The following is a 14,418-nucleotide window of genomic DNA, read 5'->3' on the forward strand; positions in this document are numbered from 1 at the left end:
CGGGCCGTTCGCCCGACGATGCGCACGGCGGCCGGGCCCGGCGCGCCTGCTGGATGAGAGCGGCGTCCCAGGACCCGCCCGGCGGGTGGGAGTGATCGACCGGTCTGCCCTAGGCTTGCCGCTCATGAGCAGTGCCGCCGCATTCTCGTACGCCCCTCTGCTGCCGACCGGCCCGGACCAGACGGACTATCGCCTGGTCACCGACGAGGGCGTGGACGTCGTACACGGCCCGGGAGGCCGCCGGTTCCTCACTGTGGAGCCGGCCGCGCTCACCGCGTTGACCGCCGAGGCGATGCACGACATCGCGCACTTCCTGCGCCCCGCGCACCTGGCGCAGCTCCGGGCGATCATCGACGACCCGGCCGCCTCGCCGAACGACCGGTTCGTCGCGCTGGATCTGCTGCGCAACGCCAACATCGCCGCCGGCGGTGTCCTGCCCATGTGCCAGGACACCGGCACCGCCATCGTGATGGGCAAACGCGGCCGGCACGTGCTGACCGACGGTGCCGACGCCGAGGCCATCTCCCGGGGCGTCTACCAGGCGTACACCAAGCTCAACCTGCGCTACTCGCAGCTCGCCCCGCTGACCATGTGGGACGAGCGGAACACCGGCAGCAACCTGCCCGCCCAGGTGGACCTGTACGCCGAGGACCCGGACGGGCACCCCGACGCGTACAAGTTCCTGTTCATGGCCAAGGGCGGTGGCTCGGCCAACAAGTCGTACCTCTACCAGGAGACGAAGGCGCTGCTCAACCCGGTGCGGATGATGCAGTTCCTGGAGGAGAAGCTGCGGCTGATCGGCACCGCCGCCTGCCCGCCGTACCACCTGGCCATCGTCATTGGTGGCACCTCCGCCGAGTACGCGCTGAAGACCGCGAAGTACGCCAGCGCCAAGTACCTCGACGCGCTGCCGACCTCGGGTTCGATGAGCGCGCACGGCTTCCGCGACCTGGAGCTGGAGGCGCAGGTGCTGGAGCTGACCCGCAACTTCGGCATCGGCGCGCAGTTCGGTGGGCGGTACTTCTGCCACGACGTGCGGGTGGTCCGGTTGCCCCGGCACGGCGCGTCCTGCCCGGTGGCGATCGCGGTCTCCTGCTCGGCGGACCGCCAGGCCGTCGCCAAGATCACCCCGTCGGGCGTGTGGCTGGAGCGCCTCGAAACCGACCCGGCGCGGTTCCTGCCCGACGTCACCGACGACTCCCTCGACGGTGAGATGGTCGTCCGGGTCGACCTGAACCGGCCGATGGACGAGATCCGCGCCGAGCTGTCGAAGTACCCGGTCAAGACCCGGCTGTCCCTGTCCGGCCCGCTTGTCGTCGCCCGGGACATCGCGCACGCCAAGATCGCCGAGCGGTTGGACGCCGGTGAGCCGATGCCGCAGTACCTGCGGGACCACGCGGTCTACTACGCCGGCCCCGCGAAGACCCCCGAGGGGTACGCGTCCGGCTCGTTCGGCCCGACCACCGCCGGGCGGATGGACGCCTACGTGGAGAAGTTCCAGGCGGCCGGTGGCTCGCAGGTGATGCTGGCCAAGGGCAACCGGTCGGGTCAGGTGACCCGTTCCTGCCAGCAGCACGGCGGCTTCTACCTCGGCTCGATCGGCGGCCCCGCGGCCCGCCTCGCCCAGGACTGCATCAAGCACGTCGAGGTGCTCGAGTACGCGGAGCTGGGCATGGAGGCGGTCTGGAAGATCGAGGTCGAGGACTTCCCCGCCTTCATCGTGGTCGACGACAAGGGCAACGACTTCTTCGCCGAGGTCACCAAGCCGGTGCTCACCGTCGGCCGCCGCTGACCCGACCGCAACGCGAACGGGTGCCGGGCGAATCCGCCCGGCACCCGTCTGTCGCCCGTGTTCTACCGACAATCGGTACGCCCGCCCCGCTGGGGTGGGACGGGCGCACCGCCCCCGTCGGATGCCGTCACCGACAACCCGAAGTGAGTTTGCTGCGCATCACTGTCGATCCGCTCTCAGATCACTCTTGCCTGGCCGGGGCGATCTGTCACCACCGGACTACTCTGCTGGAAGTTGCACCACTGACGCGGGAGAGTAGATGCGGTTCGGGATCCTGGGGCCTCTGCGGGTGGGCGGTGGCGAAGCCACTGTCACCGCGGGACGCGACCGGACCGTCCTCGCCATGCTGCTGTTGCGGGCCGGCCGGCTCGTGCCGGTCGACGAACTCGTCGACGCGGTGTGGGAGGACCACCCGCCGGCCACCGCCCGCGCGCAGTTGCAGACCTGCGTGTCGCGGCTGCGCCGCCGGTTCACCGAACTCGGGCTGGCGCCTGAGCTGATCGTCACCGACCCGGCGGGGTACGGACTGCGTACCGCACCGAACGACCTGGACGCCGAGGTCTTCAACCGGCGCGTGGAGGTGGCCCGTGCCCAGGTCGTCGCCGGCCGGCTGGCTGAGGCGCGTATGGAGTTCCGCGCCGCGCTGGCCCTGTGGCGGGGGCCGACACTCGGTGGCATCGCGAGCCGGAGCGTCCGCCGTCGCGCCCAGACGCTCGACGAGCAACGCCTCACCACGTTGGAGGAGTGCGTCGACGTCGAACTGCGCCTCGGTCAGGCAGCTGAGCTGATCGAGGAGTTGGCGGAGAGCGTCGACCGGAATCCGTTGCGGGAGCGGCTGCGAGGTCAGCTGATGCTGGCGTTGTCCTCGGTCGGGCGGCAGGCCGACGCACTCGCCGTCTACCGCGAGGGCCGGCGGACGTACGCCGAGGAGTTGGGCATCGAACCGGGTGCCGAGCTGCAGGAGCTGCACCAACGGGTGCTCGCCGGCGACCTGGCCCTGGCCGGTCGGCCGGCCCCACCCGTCGGCCCGGTTCGTTCCCTGCCCCGGGCGATCGGGGACTTCATCGGTCGGCAGGAGACGGTGGCCCGCCTGGTCAAGGAGATCGAGGAGGACGGCATCCGGATCCAGGTGGTCGACGGGATGCCGGGCAGCGGCAAGACCACGCTTGCCGTACACGTCGCTACCGCGCTCGCGGACCGCTATCCCGACGCCCAGCTCTTCATCGATCTGCACGGGCACAGCGAACGCCGACCGTTGACAACGGCAACGGCCGTGGCGGCCCTCCTGCGGCAGCTCGGTGTGCCGGTGGAGCGGGTGCCGGAGAACCTGGACGACCGATTGGCGCTCTGGCGGATCGAGCTGGCCGGCCGCCGTGCGTTGGTGGTCCTGGACAACGCGGCCAGTGCCGACCAGGTGGCACCGTTGCTGCCCAACGGCGCGCAGAGCCTGGTCCTCATCACCAGTCGCCGCCGGCTCATCGGGGTCGACGAGGGCCGGCCGTCGTCGTTGCCGGTCCTTGACGCCGACGAGGCGATCGAGCTGCTCGGTCGGGTGGCCGGGATGGAGCGGATCGCCGCCGAGCCGGAGGCGGCGGCCGAGGTGGCGCGTCGCTGCGGCCACCTGCCGCTCGCTATCCGGCTGGCTGGCGCGCGGTTGGCGCACCGGCCGCGCTGGCGGGTCGCCGACCTCGCCGAGCGGCTGGTCGCCGGGGCGGGCCCGTTGGCCGAGCTGACCGCCGGGCAGCGCTCGGTGGGGCAGGCGTTCGCACTGTCGTACGCGCAGGTCTCACCGTCGGCGCAGCGGCTGTTTCCGCTGCTCGGCCTGTACCCGACGGGGCGCTTCGACAGTCGGGTTGCCGCCGCCCTCGTCGACCTGCCCCTGGCCGACACCCAGGAGCAGTTGGACGAGTTGGTCGACGCGCATCTGGTGGAGGAGGTGCAGCCGGGTCGGTACCGGTTGCACGATCTGCTCCGCGAGTACGCTCGGCTGCTGCTCGTCGGCCCGGAGCGGCAGACCGAACGCCGCGCCGCCGTGGAGCGGCTGTTGGATCATCATCTGTCGGTCACCTTGGCGATCGCCCGGACGGTCGAGGCGGCGGGCAGTCGTCGCAACATTCCCGAGCGCACGCCCGGTCGGCCTGACCTGTTGGCTGTCCCGGTGGCCGAGGGGCGGGCGTGGTTCGAGGAGAACCATGTCGCGCTCACCGCCCTGGTCCGGAAGGCGGAGGAGGAGAACTTCCCGGTTCAGTGCTGGCAGCTGGCCCGGGCCTGCTGGCGGCTCAACTTCGACGGCGGGCATCTCGACGAGCTGATCGAGACCCACACTATCGGGCTTCGGGTGACCGAGCGGCTGGGCGACGAGGCGGCCTACGCCACCATGCTGAACTACCTCTCGTCGGCGTACTTCCGGTTGGCCCGCTTCCCGGAGGCGATCAGCGCGATGGAGGTGGCACTGACAGTGCGCCGCCGGCTCGGGCTCCGTGACGACACGCTCAGCACGCTGTGGAACCTCGGCGTCTCCTACGCCGCGAACGGTGACCACCGGCTGGGTAAGGCGAAGTTCGACGAGGCGCTCGACATGATCCGCGGCTTGGTCGACGTCCATGCGCTGACCAATCTGTTGAACAACGTGTCCTACGCGTTTATCGCCTGGGGCCGGTACGACGAGTCGCTACGCCTGGCCCGGCTGCACCTCCTGGCGGCCCGGCAGGCGAAGGACCGCCGGCAGACCTACAACGCGTTGGGGCACCTCGCCATGATCCGGCACCGGATGGGTGACCTGGGCCCCGCCCGTCGCCTGCTGCGGACGGCGTTGTACCTCAAGCGCCGGGCCAGCAACCGATTCGGTGAGGGGGAGGTGCTCAACGAGATCGGTGTGATGGAACGTGTCGCCGGCGATCCGGAGCGTGCCGCAGCCCTGCACCGGGAGGCGCTGGTGGCGATGGTGGACGCCGGCGACCGAATCGGTCAGTGTGCTTCCCGGAACCTGCTGGCCCGGGCGATGTTGGAGCAGGGTGACGCGGTCAGCGCGCTCGACCTGCACCGCCGGGTGCTCGCCGACGCCAGCCGGCTCGCTGCCCGCTACGAGAAGGCCCGGGCGTTGGAGGGCATCGCCCGGTGCGTGCTGGCCACGGATCCGACGGCGGCCCGCGCGCATCTGGAGCAGGCGCTGGTGTTGTTCCGGGAGGTCGAGTCGCCGGACCGGCACGAGGTGGAACGGCTGCTCACCGAGTTGGGCTGACGGATCATCTGCGAGTCGGCCACGGGCGCGGCAGGATGGTACGCGTGACGACTCCAGAGGCGACCGGTTACCGCATCGAACGTGACTCGATGGGCGAGGTGGAGGTGCCCGCCGAGGCACTGTGGCGTGCGCAGACCCAGCGGGCGGTGCAAAACTTCCCGATCTCCGGCCGGGGAATCGAGCCGGCCCAGATCAAGGCCCTCGCCCAGATCAAGGGCGCGGCGGCCGAGGTCAACGGCGAGCTGGGTGTGATCGACGCCAACGTGGCCGCCGCCATCGCCGCCGCCGCGGCGCACGTGGCCGACGGTGGTTACGACGACCAGTTCCCGGTGGACGTGTTCCAGACCGGCTCGGGCACGTCGTCGAACATGAACACCAACGAGGTGATCGCCACCCTGGCGAGTCGTGAGCTGGGCTCGCCGGTGCACCCGAACGACCACGTCAACGCCTCCCAGTCGAGCAACGACGTCTTCCCGTCCTCCATCCACCTGGCGGCCACCCAGTTCATCGTGGAGGACCTGCTGCCGTCGCTGGGGCATCTGGCGGCCACCTTGGAAACCAAGGCGGCGGAGTTCGAGACGGTGGTCAAGGCGGGGCGTACGCACCTGATGGACGCCACGCCGGTGACCCTCGGCCAGGAGTTCGGCGGGTACGCCGCGCAGGTCCGCTACGGGATGGAACGGCTGGAGGGCGCCCTGCCCCGGCTCGCCGAGCTGCCGCTTGGTGGCACCGCCGTGGGCACCGGAATCAACACCCCGCTCGGCTTCGCCGCCGCCGTGATCGACAAACTGCGTGAGTCGACCGGGTTGCCGCTGTCCGAGGCGCGTAACCACTTCGAGGCGCAGGGCGCGCGCGACGCGCTGGTGGAGACCTCGGGGCAACTGCGGACCATCGCCGTGGGCCTCTACAAGATCGCCAACGACATCCGCTGGATGGGTTCCGGCCCTCGCGCCGGTCTGCGTGAGCTGCGCATCCCCGACCTCCAGCCCGGTTCGTCGATCATGCCGGGCAAGGTCAACCCGGTGGTCGCCGAGGCGATGCGGCAGGTCTGCGCCCAGGTGATCGGCAACGACGCGACGGTCGGGTTCGCCGGTTCGCAGGGCGACTTCGAGCTGAACGTGATGCTCCCGGTGATGGGCCGCAACCTGTTGGAGTCGATCCGGCTGCTCTCCGCGGTGAGCCGGCTCTTCGCCGACCGGTTGGTGGCCGGCCTGGTCGCGGACGCCGAGGTCTGCCTGGCGTACGCCGAGGGCTCACCGTCGATCGTGACCCCGCTCAACCGCTACCTGGGGTACGACGAGGCCGCGTCGATCGCCAAGGAGGCGTTGGCGAAGCAGATCTCGATCCGCGAGGTGGTGATCTCCCGGGGGCACGTCGACTCCGGCAAGCTCACCGACACCCAGCTCGACGAGACGTTGGACCTGCTTCGGATGACCCACCCCTGACCCACCCCTCACCCACCCCTGAGCCGGCCCGCTCAGCGCAGGTTTTGTGGCCTCGCCCAGCCGACGAAGCGGGTGAAGAGCGCCGCGGGGTCCGGCCCATCGTGCGGGTTGAGCCGGTACAGGTCGGCGACCGCCTCGTGCAGGACCGCGCACAGGTAGACGCTCAACCCGACGCAGTCGTGCGCGTACTCCCGGCGGAGGGTGAGCCGGGCGACCGCGCACGGCCAGGGCGCGGCGCAGACGCGGCAGAGCCAGAGCGGACGCAGCGGCAGGTGCGGTCGTCGAGGCGTGGTCGCGCGGTCGTCCGGGTTGGTCCGGGGCATGGTGTTGCGGTCCTTTCGAGCTGACTCGTTTGTGGCATCACCCCCCGACCCGGCGCCCCCGCCCTCGCGCTGGCCTCCGCACCCCGCGCCCCGTGCCCGCGCTCCGCCCCGTGCCCGCGCTCCGCCCCGTGCCCGCGCTCCGCCCCGTGCCCGCGCTCCGCCCCGTGCCCGCGCTCCGCCCCGTGCCCGCGCTCCGCCCCGTGCCCGCGCTCCGCCCCGTGCCCGCGCTCCGCCCCGTGCCCGCGCTCCGTCCCAGGCTCGCTGCTCGCTCGGTGCGCCGGGCTCGCGGGCCGCCTGCGCCCGCGCCCCCGGCGCTCCCGAGGGCGGCGGCGCGTGAAGATCGTGCTTGATCCTGGATGTAGTGCTTTCCGCACGTTGGGACCCCACTACATCCAGGATCGAGCACGATCTTGGGCGGTTGGTCGGCTTGGGTGGGGGTGGGACCGCCCGGCACGGGGGAGCGGGCGGTCCCGTGCGGCGCCGCCGGGCCCCGGGGGACGGGGAGCGGTGCCGCGCTTCACAGTCTGGTGATCGGACGACTACGGTCGGAAGGGTTCGGCCCGCCTGTCGTAGCTGCCCTGTTCCCGGGCCGCGCCGGCTCTGTTGGTCGGCTGGAGTTGATCGTCGGCGGGTTGGAGAGTGGCTGGGCATGGCCGATGGACAGATGACGGCGGCGGCGTTCCTGGTCGCGGAGCTGCGCCGGGCGCGGGTGCGGCGCGGCTGGAGTCAGGATGAGCTGGCGAAGGCGGTCAACTACTCGGCGTCGATGGTCAGCGCCGTCGAGTTGGGTCAGCAGGTGCCCACCGCCAAGTACCTGGAACTCGTCGACCGGGCACTGGAGACCGGCGGCCTGTTCGGCCGCATGTCCACCGAGCTGGTGAGCCTGGACCGGGCGCAGCCCTGGCTGCGGGGCTGGCAGGCGATCCTTGCGCAGGCGCGAGCCCTGCGATGGTTCGACCCGCTGCACGTCCCCGGGCTGCTGCAAACCGAAGGCTATGCACGCGCCATCTTCGAGTCGGACCGACTGCTCGATGCCGACGAGGTCGAGCGTCGGCTGGCGGACCGGATGGACAGCCAGCGGGTCCTCTACGGGGATCGCCCGCCGCATGTGGTCGCGGTGCTTGACGAGTCGGTGCTGAGGCGACGGGTCGGCGGTCGGAAGGTGATGTGCGAGCAAGCTCTGCACCTGGCGCGCTTGTCGACCGAACATCCACGGGTTCAACTCCATGTGGTGCCCCGCTCGGCCGAGGAGTATCCCGGTCTGAACGGGCCCTTCATCCTCGCGACCGTGGCCGACCACAGCGATCTTGCCTATCTCGGCGGCCAGATCGGCGGCCAAGAACTCGACCGGCCTGCGGATCTGTTGCGTCTACAACGGACCTGGGAAGCTACCCTCGGGCAGGCGTTGCCACCGCAGGAGTCGATCGAGTTGCTGAGGGAAGTGGCGGAGTCGTGGAGTTGAGCCGGGCTCGGTGGCGTAAGAGCAGCCGGAGTGGTTCCAACGACCAGTGCGTCGAGGTGGCTACGAATCTGGGGGACGTGGTCGGGGTGCGGGACAGTAAGGACTCGGGCGGACCCGTGCTCGTTGTCGACGCGTACTCCTGGCGGCTCTTCGTGGCCGCGCCCCCGCGCTGACGCGACCGGCTCGCCCGCGACGGCGGGCGAAGGGGCGCGGACCTGGGGTGGCCGGGTAAACGGCTCGACGGTGTCCACGGGGTGGCGGGATGATCCGGGCCATGGGTGACGATCAGGTGGCCGCGCCGGTGGGGACCGAGCGGCTGCGGTTGCGGCGGCTGACCATGGATGACGTGGGCCTGCTGGTCGAGTTGGACAGCGACCCCGAGGTGATGCGGTTCCTCACCGGTGGCGTCGCGACTCCGCTGGCCACCGTGCGGGACGAGCAGTTGCCGAGGTTGCTGGCCCAGTACGACAGACATCCTGGGCTGGGTCGGTGGGCGGCGCACGATCGGGAGTCCGGGGAGTTTCTCGGTTGGTTCGCGTTGGACCCGTCGGAGGACGGCACCGAGGCCGAGTTGGGCTACCGGTTGCGCCGCGCGACGTGGGGGCGAGGGCTGGCCACCGAAGGGTCGCGGGCGCTGGTGCGGCACGCCTTCGACACTGTCGGGGTGCGTCGGGTCTGGGCCGAGACGATGACTGTCAACGAACGCTCCCGGCGGGTGATGGTGAAGGCCGGGCTGCACTACGTGCGGACCTTCCACCTCCAGTGGGACGACCCGATTCCGGGCACCGAGCAGGGCGAGGTGGAGTACGAGGTGCGGGCCGAGGAATGGGCGACAGCCGGTCAGGAACGGCCGGCGGCCCGTCGGGCTCGGTAGGCGGTCACCGCGGCGCGGTTGCCGCAGCCGGCCTCGCAGAACCGCCGGGACCGGTTGCGGGACAGGTCGACGACCACGTTGTCGCAGTCCGGGTACTCGCAGATCCGCAGCCGGCTCAGCTCGCCGCTACGGACCAGGTCGGCCATCGCCATGGCGGCCTCCACCGCGATCCGGGTGGCCAGCGGCGCGTCGCGGGGCACCGCGTGCAGGTGGTACGGCTCGTCGTCGTGCTCGATGAGCTGCGGTAGCGCCTTGTGTTCCAGCAGCAGGCCGTTGACCACCGCGACGATCTCGGCTGGCTCGGCGTGCCAGATGCGGCGCAGTTGGGGCCGCAGATCCCGGACGGCCCGCAACTCGGCGTCGGTGCGTTCGTGCCGGCCGCTGTAGGAGTAGCGGACGAAGAACGCGTCCAGGGCCGCGACGTCCGGCAGCAACTCACCGTCTCGACCTGCGGTGTTGACCAGCGCCGAGGCGGCGATCAACGAACACTCGGTGTCATGAGCGAATAGCATCTTGACTCCTGTCACGGCTTCCGCTTAGCGTCATCAGCACAAGGATAGTTTGCTCATGACACCACGCCGATTGCGAGGAGCGCGACATGCACTCACGACCTGCTGCCGGCGTCGGGTTGGCGCTGCTCTCCGCTGTCACCTTCGCCACCTCCGGCACCTTCGCGCGGTCGCTCATCGAGGCCGGCTGGTCAGCCGAGTCCGCGGTGATCGCCCGGGTCGGCGTGGCCGCCCTGGTGCTGGCGATCCCCGCCCTGCTGTCGCTGCGCGGCAGGTGGCACGTGCTGCGGAGCAACGCCGCGGCCATCGGGTTGTTCGGGCTCCTCGGGGTGGCACTGGCCCAGGTGTGCTTCTTCAACGCCGTGCGGTACCTCCCGGTCGGTGTCGCGCTGCTGCTGGAATACCTCGGCATCATCCTCGTGGTGGTCTGGATGTGGCTGCGACACGGGCAGCCACCCCGCCGGCTCACCATCGCCGGGTCGATGGCCGCCCTGGCCGGGCTGGCATTCGTGCTCGACCTCGCCGGCACCGCGGACTTCCACCCGGTGGGCGTGATCTGGGGCCTCGGCGCGGCATTCGGCCTGGCGGGCTACTTCGTGCTCGCCGGCCGGGTCGACCCCCGGCTGCCCTCGGTCGCCCTGGCCAGCGGAGGAATGGCCGTCGGCGCCGCCATGCTGCTCCTCATCGGGCTGACCGGCCTGCTGCCGCTGCACGCCACCTTCGGCGAGGTCACCTTCGCCGGGCAAGCCACCAGCTGGTTGGTGCCGATCGCCGGGCTCTCGCTGGTCGCCGCCGTCATCGCGTACCTCGCCGGCATCGCCGGCACCCGGATCCTCGGCCCGCGACTGTCGTCGTTCGTCGGGCTGACCGAGGTGCTCTTCGCGGTGCTGATCGCCTGGCTCTTCCTGAACGAGCTGCCCACGGGGTGGCAGCTGTTCGGCGGTGCGCTGATCGTCGCCGGCGTCGCCCTGGTCCGCCTCGACGAGCTGCGGTCGCCCCCGACTGCCGCACCCGCACCGGTCACGAGCGAACCCGAGCTGGCGCTCGACGGTCGGTGAGAGAGTGGCGTCGTGCTGACGACTGTGGTGTTCGACGCTGACGAGACGCTGCTGGATTTGCGCCCCGCCGTGACCGGCGGGCTGGTGGCCGTCCTCGACGAGATGCGGCGGCGCACCCCGGCGGCGGCCGGCGTGACGCTCGCCGAGCTGGAGTCCGACTGGGGTGCGGTCTTCGGCGAACTGACGGCCGCCCCGGTGATGGAGATCCGGCGTGCCGCGCTGGCCCGGTCGCTGACCCGCGCCGCGCTGGCCGACCACCTGGACGAGTTCGCGGATCTCTTCTTCGCCCGCCGGTTCGCCCTCACCCGACCGTTCCCGGACGTGACACCGGCGCTGGCCACGCTGCGCCGCCGCTACACACTGGGCTTCGCCACCAACGGCAACAGCCGCGCCGAACGATGTGGGCTCACCGGCGAGTTCGCCTTCGAGCTGTACGCGCACGAGAACGGCCTGCCCAAGAAGCCGGCCCCGGAGTTCTACGCAGCGGTGGTCGCGGCGGCCGGTGTGCCCGCCGGGCAGATCGTGTACGTCGGTGACTCCTGGGAGCACGACGTGGTGGGGCCCCGGCGGTTCGGCCTGCGATCGGTGTGGCTGAACCGGCTTGGTCTGCCCCGCCCACCCGGTGGACCGCCGGACGCCGAGGTGTCGACGATCGCTGACCTGCCGGCCGCACTCGCAGGTCTGGCCGTCGAGTCGGACAGCGCCGACACTCTCCCGGCTGCGCGTGTCGACGTGGCCGGTGTCGATGCTCTTGGTGGGCGTGCGTAGGCGGAGAAATTCACGACCATAACGGGCGTTCAGCTGGCGTAATCCGACCCGGTGTTGTGTGATGGCTGCCACGTCCCTCAACGAGAGGATCCGATGTGGTGAGCAAGCGCTTCACCGCCCGTACGGTCGCGACAGCGGCAGTACTGGCACTTACGGCTACGGGGTTGGGTGTGCCGGCCAACGCCGCGCCGAGCGACTCCCGCACCTTCACCGTCGTCGCCGAGGATGGCGTCGCCGCCGACACCGCCATCGCCGCTATCAAGGCGGCTGGCGGCACTGTGGTGTCGCGGTCCGACGAGGTCGGCATGTTCCAGGTCAGCAGCGACCGGGCCGACTTCGCGGCCAGGGCGACCGCCGCGCCGACGCTGATCGGTGCCGCCGAGCAGAAGGCCATCGGCCGCAAGCCGAAGCTGGACCGCGTCGAGCAGGAGCACCTGCTGGCCGGTGCCGGTGCTCGCGCCGGTGCTGGTGCCAAGAAGGGCACCAAGCTCGATCCGCTCGACGACAAGCTGTGGGGCCTGGAGATGATCCGGGCCGACAAGGCCCGCAAGATCGAGCCGGGCGACCGTCGGGTGACCGTCGGCGTACTGGACACCGGCGTCGACGCCAGCAACCCGGACATCGCGCCGAACTTCAACTGGTCGCTGTCGCGCAACTTCGCGCCCGACCTGACCGATGTGGACGGCCCCTGCGAGGTGCCGAGCTGCCTCGACCCGGTCGGCACCGACGACGGCGGGCACGGCACCCACGTGGCCGGCACCATCGGCGCCGCCGCCAACGGCTTCGGCCTCTCCGGCGTCGCCCCGAACGTCTCGCTGGTCGAGCTCAAGGGCGGCCAGGACTCCGGCTACTTCTTCCTCGACCCGGTGGTCAACGCGCTGATCCACGCCGGCCGGTCCGGGATCGACGTGGTCAACATGTCGTTCTACGTCGACCCGTGGCTCTACAACTGCACCGCCAACCCGGCCGACTCGCCCGAGGACCAGGCGGAGCAGCGGGCCATCATCAAGGCGATGAAGCGGGCGCTGATCTTCGCGCACAACAAGGGCGTCACCCTCGTCGGCGCGCTCGGCAACAACAACGAGGACCTGGGCGTACCGCGTACCGACGTCACGAGCCCCGACTACGGCGCTGACCCGTACCCTCGGCCGATCGACAACGAGAGCTGCTGGGACCTGCCCACCGAAGGCCCGCACGTGATCGGTGTGTCGTCGGTTGGCCCGTCCGGCAAGAAGTCGGACTTCTCCAACTACGGCACCGAGCAGATCTCCGTCGCCGCGCCGGGCGGTTGGTTCCGGGACGGCTTCGGCACCGACACCTTCCGTACCGACGCCAACATGATTCTGTCGACGTACCCGAAGCACGTGCTTCAGGAGGAGGGGTCGGTCGACGCCGACGGCAACATCGTCGCCGGATTCGAAAACTCGGTCTTCAAGCAGTGCAAGGCCAACGGTGAGTGCGGCTACTACACGTACCTCCAGGGCACCTCGATGGCGTCCCCGCACGCCGCCGGCGTCGCCGCGCTGATCGTCAGCCGGCACGGCAAGGCGCAGGGTCGGACCGGCTTCGGGATGTCGCCGGACCAGGTCGAACAGCACCTCTACCGCACGGCCGCCGAGCACGCCTGCCCGGAGCCGCGCCTGCAGCAGTACCGCAACGAAGGCCGGGACGAGACCTACGACGCGTACTGCGCCGGCGGGGTCAACTTCAACGGCTTCTACGGCTACGGGATCGTCGATGCCTACGCGGCGGTGAAGACCCCGCTCAAGCCGAACGCGCGCCCGTAGCGCACATCGCACTGCCAGGTGGCCCAACCGCCACCACGCCCCGGGGCCCGGCCGACGCCTGTCGACCGGGCCCTGTGGTGTCCGGGCCTGGTCCGTCGTCCCGGGCCTGGTCTGTCGTCTCGGGGCTGGTCTGTCGTCCCGGGGCTGGTCTGTCGTCCCGGGCCTGGTCTGTCGTCTCGGGGCTGGTCTGTCGTCTCGGGCTCGGGCCGTCGTCCCGGGGCTGGTCTGTCGTCTCGGCGTGGGGCGTCGTCCCGGGCTCGCCTGCCGGGGCGCGCCTACCTGGCCTCGGTCATGATCGACTCGGGATTCTTGAAGGCGCGGTGTCGGAGCCTGAGGGAGGGCGCGGTTTCCGGAAACCCGAGATGATCCTGGTCATCTGGATGATGCCGGTCGCCATCCGCGGCTGACCAGCGCGTCGCGCACCTCTCGGAGGACCGCCGGAAAATCGCCGTACAGCCGTCGACTGGTCACGTGCAGGACCAGCCAACCCGCGGCGACCAGCTGATTGAGTCGGCGGCGGTCGCGGTGCAACTGCTCCGCGTCGGAATGCCACGTCCCGTCGTACTCGACCGCCACCCGATACTGCGGCCAGGCCAGATCGGGGTGCAGGACAACCCCGACGGGCAGACGTATCGGATGTTGAACCGCCGGACGCGGTAGCCCGCCCAGCACCAGCCGCACGCGAAGGTGCGACTCCGGCGGAGACTCGGCTCCACCGTCGGCCAGGTCGAAGACCCAGCGTGCCCGTCGTCCACCGGGCCGATCGGCATTGCGGGCAGCGATGGCGTCCAAGGTGTCGCGCCCGGTCAGACCCTGCCCGAGCAACGAGTCGACGATGGCGACCGCCCGGACGGGGTCGAGCCAGACAGCCGTCTCCCAGGCGGCCCGCCCGGGGTCGGACCGGCGGATCGGCAGATCGCGCTCGCTGGACCTGAGCGGGCTGGCCGCCGACCACCCATCGCCCGCGCTCGCCGTCATGACACCCCCTGCGCGGGCGGACACTGCGGCCTGGCGGGACAGCAGCGGTGCTGGCCGTGGCGACATTCGGCCGACAGGTGGTCGCCCTGCTCCCGTCGGTCGCGTCGCATCACGTGGACGTCCAGCGCCCGACGGACGCCCCGCATCTGGCGGTTGCCCCGCGCCTGACGGTCGCCCCGGG

The 14,418-nt window shown here is 70.9% G+C and carries 12 protein-coding genes; 9 read left to right on the forward strand and 3 right to left on the reverse strand.

Going from position 1 to position 14,418, the window contains the following annotated elements:
* Window positions 1–124: 124 nt before the first annotated feature.
* The 3 genes from ACX27O_RS22920 (at window position 125) to ACX27O_RS22930 (ending at window position 6,478) form a co-directional block, all read left to right on the forward strand.
* Window positions 125–1,792, forward strand: a complete 1,668-nt coding sequence (locus ACX27O_RS22920; protein WP_030327871.1) for a fumarate hydratase — start codon at window positions 125–127, stop codon at window positions 1,790–1,792.
* 259 nt (window positions 1,793–2,051) lie between these two features.
* The gene (locus ACX27O_RS22925; RefSeq protein WP_458940053.1) at window positions 2,052–5,033 is read left to right on the forward strand and encodes an AfsR/SARP family transcriptional regulator; all 2,982 of its coding nucleotides are present in this window, start codon (window positions 2,052–2,054) and stop codon (window positions 5,031–5,033) included.
* Window positions 5,034–5,068: 35 nt separating this feature from the next.
* On the forward strand, window positions 5,069–6,478 hold the full coding sequence (locus ACX27O_RS22930; RefSeq protein WP_210859516.1) for a class II fumarate hydratase: 1,410 nt from the start codon (window positions 5,069–5,071) through the stop codon (window positions 6,476–6,478).
* A 32-nt stretch (window positions 6,479–6,510) separates the two neighbouring features.
* On the opposite strand, the gene ACX27O_RS22935 is transcribed toward ACX27O_RS22930, so the two are convergent.
* Window positions 6,511–6,801 (reverse strand): hypothetical protein, encoded by a 291-nt coding sequence (locus tag ACX27O_RS22935; RefSeq protein WP_030327868.1) that lies wholly within the window; start codon window positions 6,799–6,801, stop codon window positions 6,511–6,513.
* Between the two features lie 649 nt (window positions 6,802–7,450).
* Between ACX27O_RS22935 and ACX27O_RS22940 the strand changes: the two genes are divergently transcribed.
* The 3 genes from ACX27O_RS22940 (at window position 7,451) to ACX27O_RS22950 (ending at window position 9,137) form a co-directional block, all read left to right on the forward strand.
* Entirely contained in the window at window positions 7,451–8,263 is an 813-nt protein-coding gene (locus ACX27O_RS22940; protein WP_030327867.1) for a helix-turn-helix domain-containing protein, read from the forward strand.
* The gene (locus ACX27O_RS22945; RefSeq protein ID WP_030327866.1) at window positions 8,254–8,436 is read left to right on the forward strand and encodes a DUF397 domain-containing protein; all 183 of its coding nucleotides are present in this window, start codon (window positions 8,254–8,256) and stop codon (window positions 8,434–8,436) included. Before ACX27O_RS22940 ends, ACX27O_RS22945 begins: the two co-directional genes overlap by 10 nt.
* Before the next feature lie 101 nt (window positions 8,437–8,537).
* A complete protein-coding gene (locus ACX27O_RS22950; RefSeq protein WP_030327865.1) occupies window positions 8,538–9,137 on the forward strand; it encodes a GNAT family N-acetyltransferase in 600 nt (199 codons plus the stop codon).
* Here ACX27O_RS22950 and ACX27O_RS22955 read toward each other — a convergent pair.
* Window positions 9,104–9,649, reverse strand: a complete 546-nt coding sequence (locus ACX27O_RS22955; protein ID WP_210859520.1) for a CGNR zinc finger domain-containing protein — start codon at window positions 9,647–9,649, stop codon at window positions 9,104–9,106. The two genes, ACX27O_RS22950 and ACX27O_RS22955, sit on opposite strands and share 34 nt — an antisense overlap.
* A gap of 86 nt (window positions 9,650–9,735) precedes the next feature.
* Between ACX27O_RS22955 and ACX27O_RS22960 the strand changes: the two genes are divergently transcribed.
* From ACX27O_RS22960 to ACX27O_RS22970, 3 genes are all read left to right on the forward strand, one after another.
* Window positions 9,736–10,704 carry an EamA family transporter gene (locus ACX27O_RS22960; RefSeq protein ID WP_358124673.1) on the forward strand — a complete coding sequence of 323 codons (969 nt, stop codon included), beginning with the start codon at window positions 9,736–9,738 and terminating at the stop codon, window positions 10,702–10,704.
* Between the two features lie 12 nt (window positions 10,705–10,716).
* A complete protein-coding gene (locus ACX27O_RS22965) occupies window positions 10,717–11,472 on the forward strand; it encodes an HAD family hydrolase (protein WP_210859524.1) in 756 nt (251 codons plus the stop codon).
* 98 nt (window positions 11,473–11,570) lie between these two features.
* The gene (locus ACX27O_RS22970; RefSeq protein ID WP_458940054.1) at window positions 11,571–13,259 is read left to right on the forward strand and encodes a S8 family serine peptidase; all 1,689 of its coding nucleotides are present in this window, start codon (window positions 11,571–11,573) and stop codon (window positions 13,257–13,259) included.
* A gap of 372 nt (window positions 13,260–13,631) precedes the next feature.
* Here the strand turns inward: ACX27O_RS22970 and ACX27O_RS22975 are convergent, their stop codons facing one another.
* Window positions 13,632–14,237, reverse strand: coding sequence for an endonuclease domain-containing protein (locus ACX27O_RS22975; protein ID WP_245233489.1), 606 nt, complete (start codon window positions 14,235–14,237; stop codon window positions 13,632–13,634).
* Between the last annotated feature and the right edge of the window lie 181 nt (window positions 14,238–14,418).

The sequence above is a fragment of the Micromonospora sp. SD19 genome, assembly GCF_054462275.1.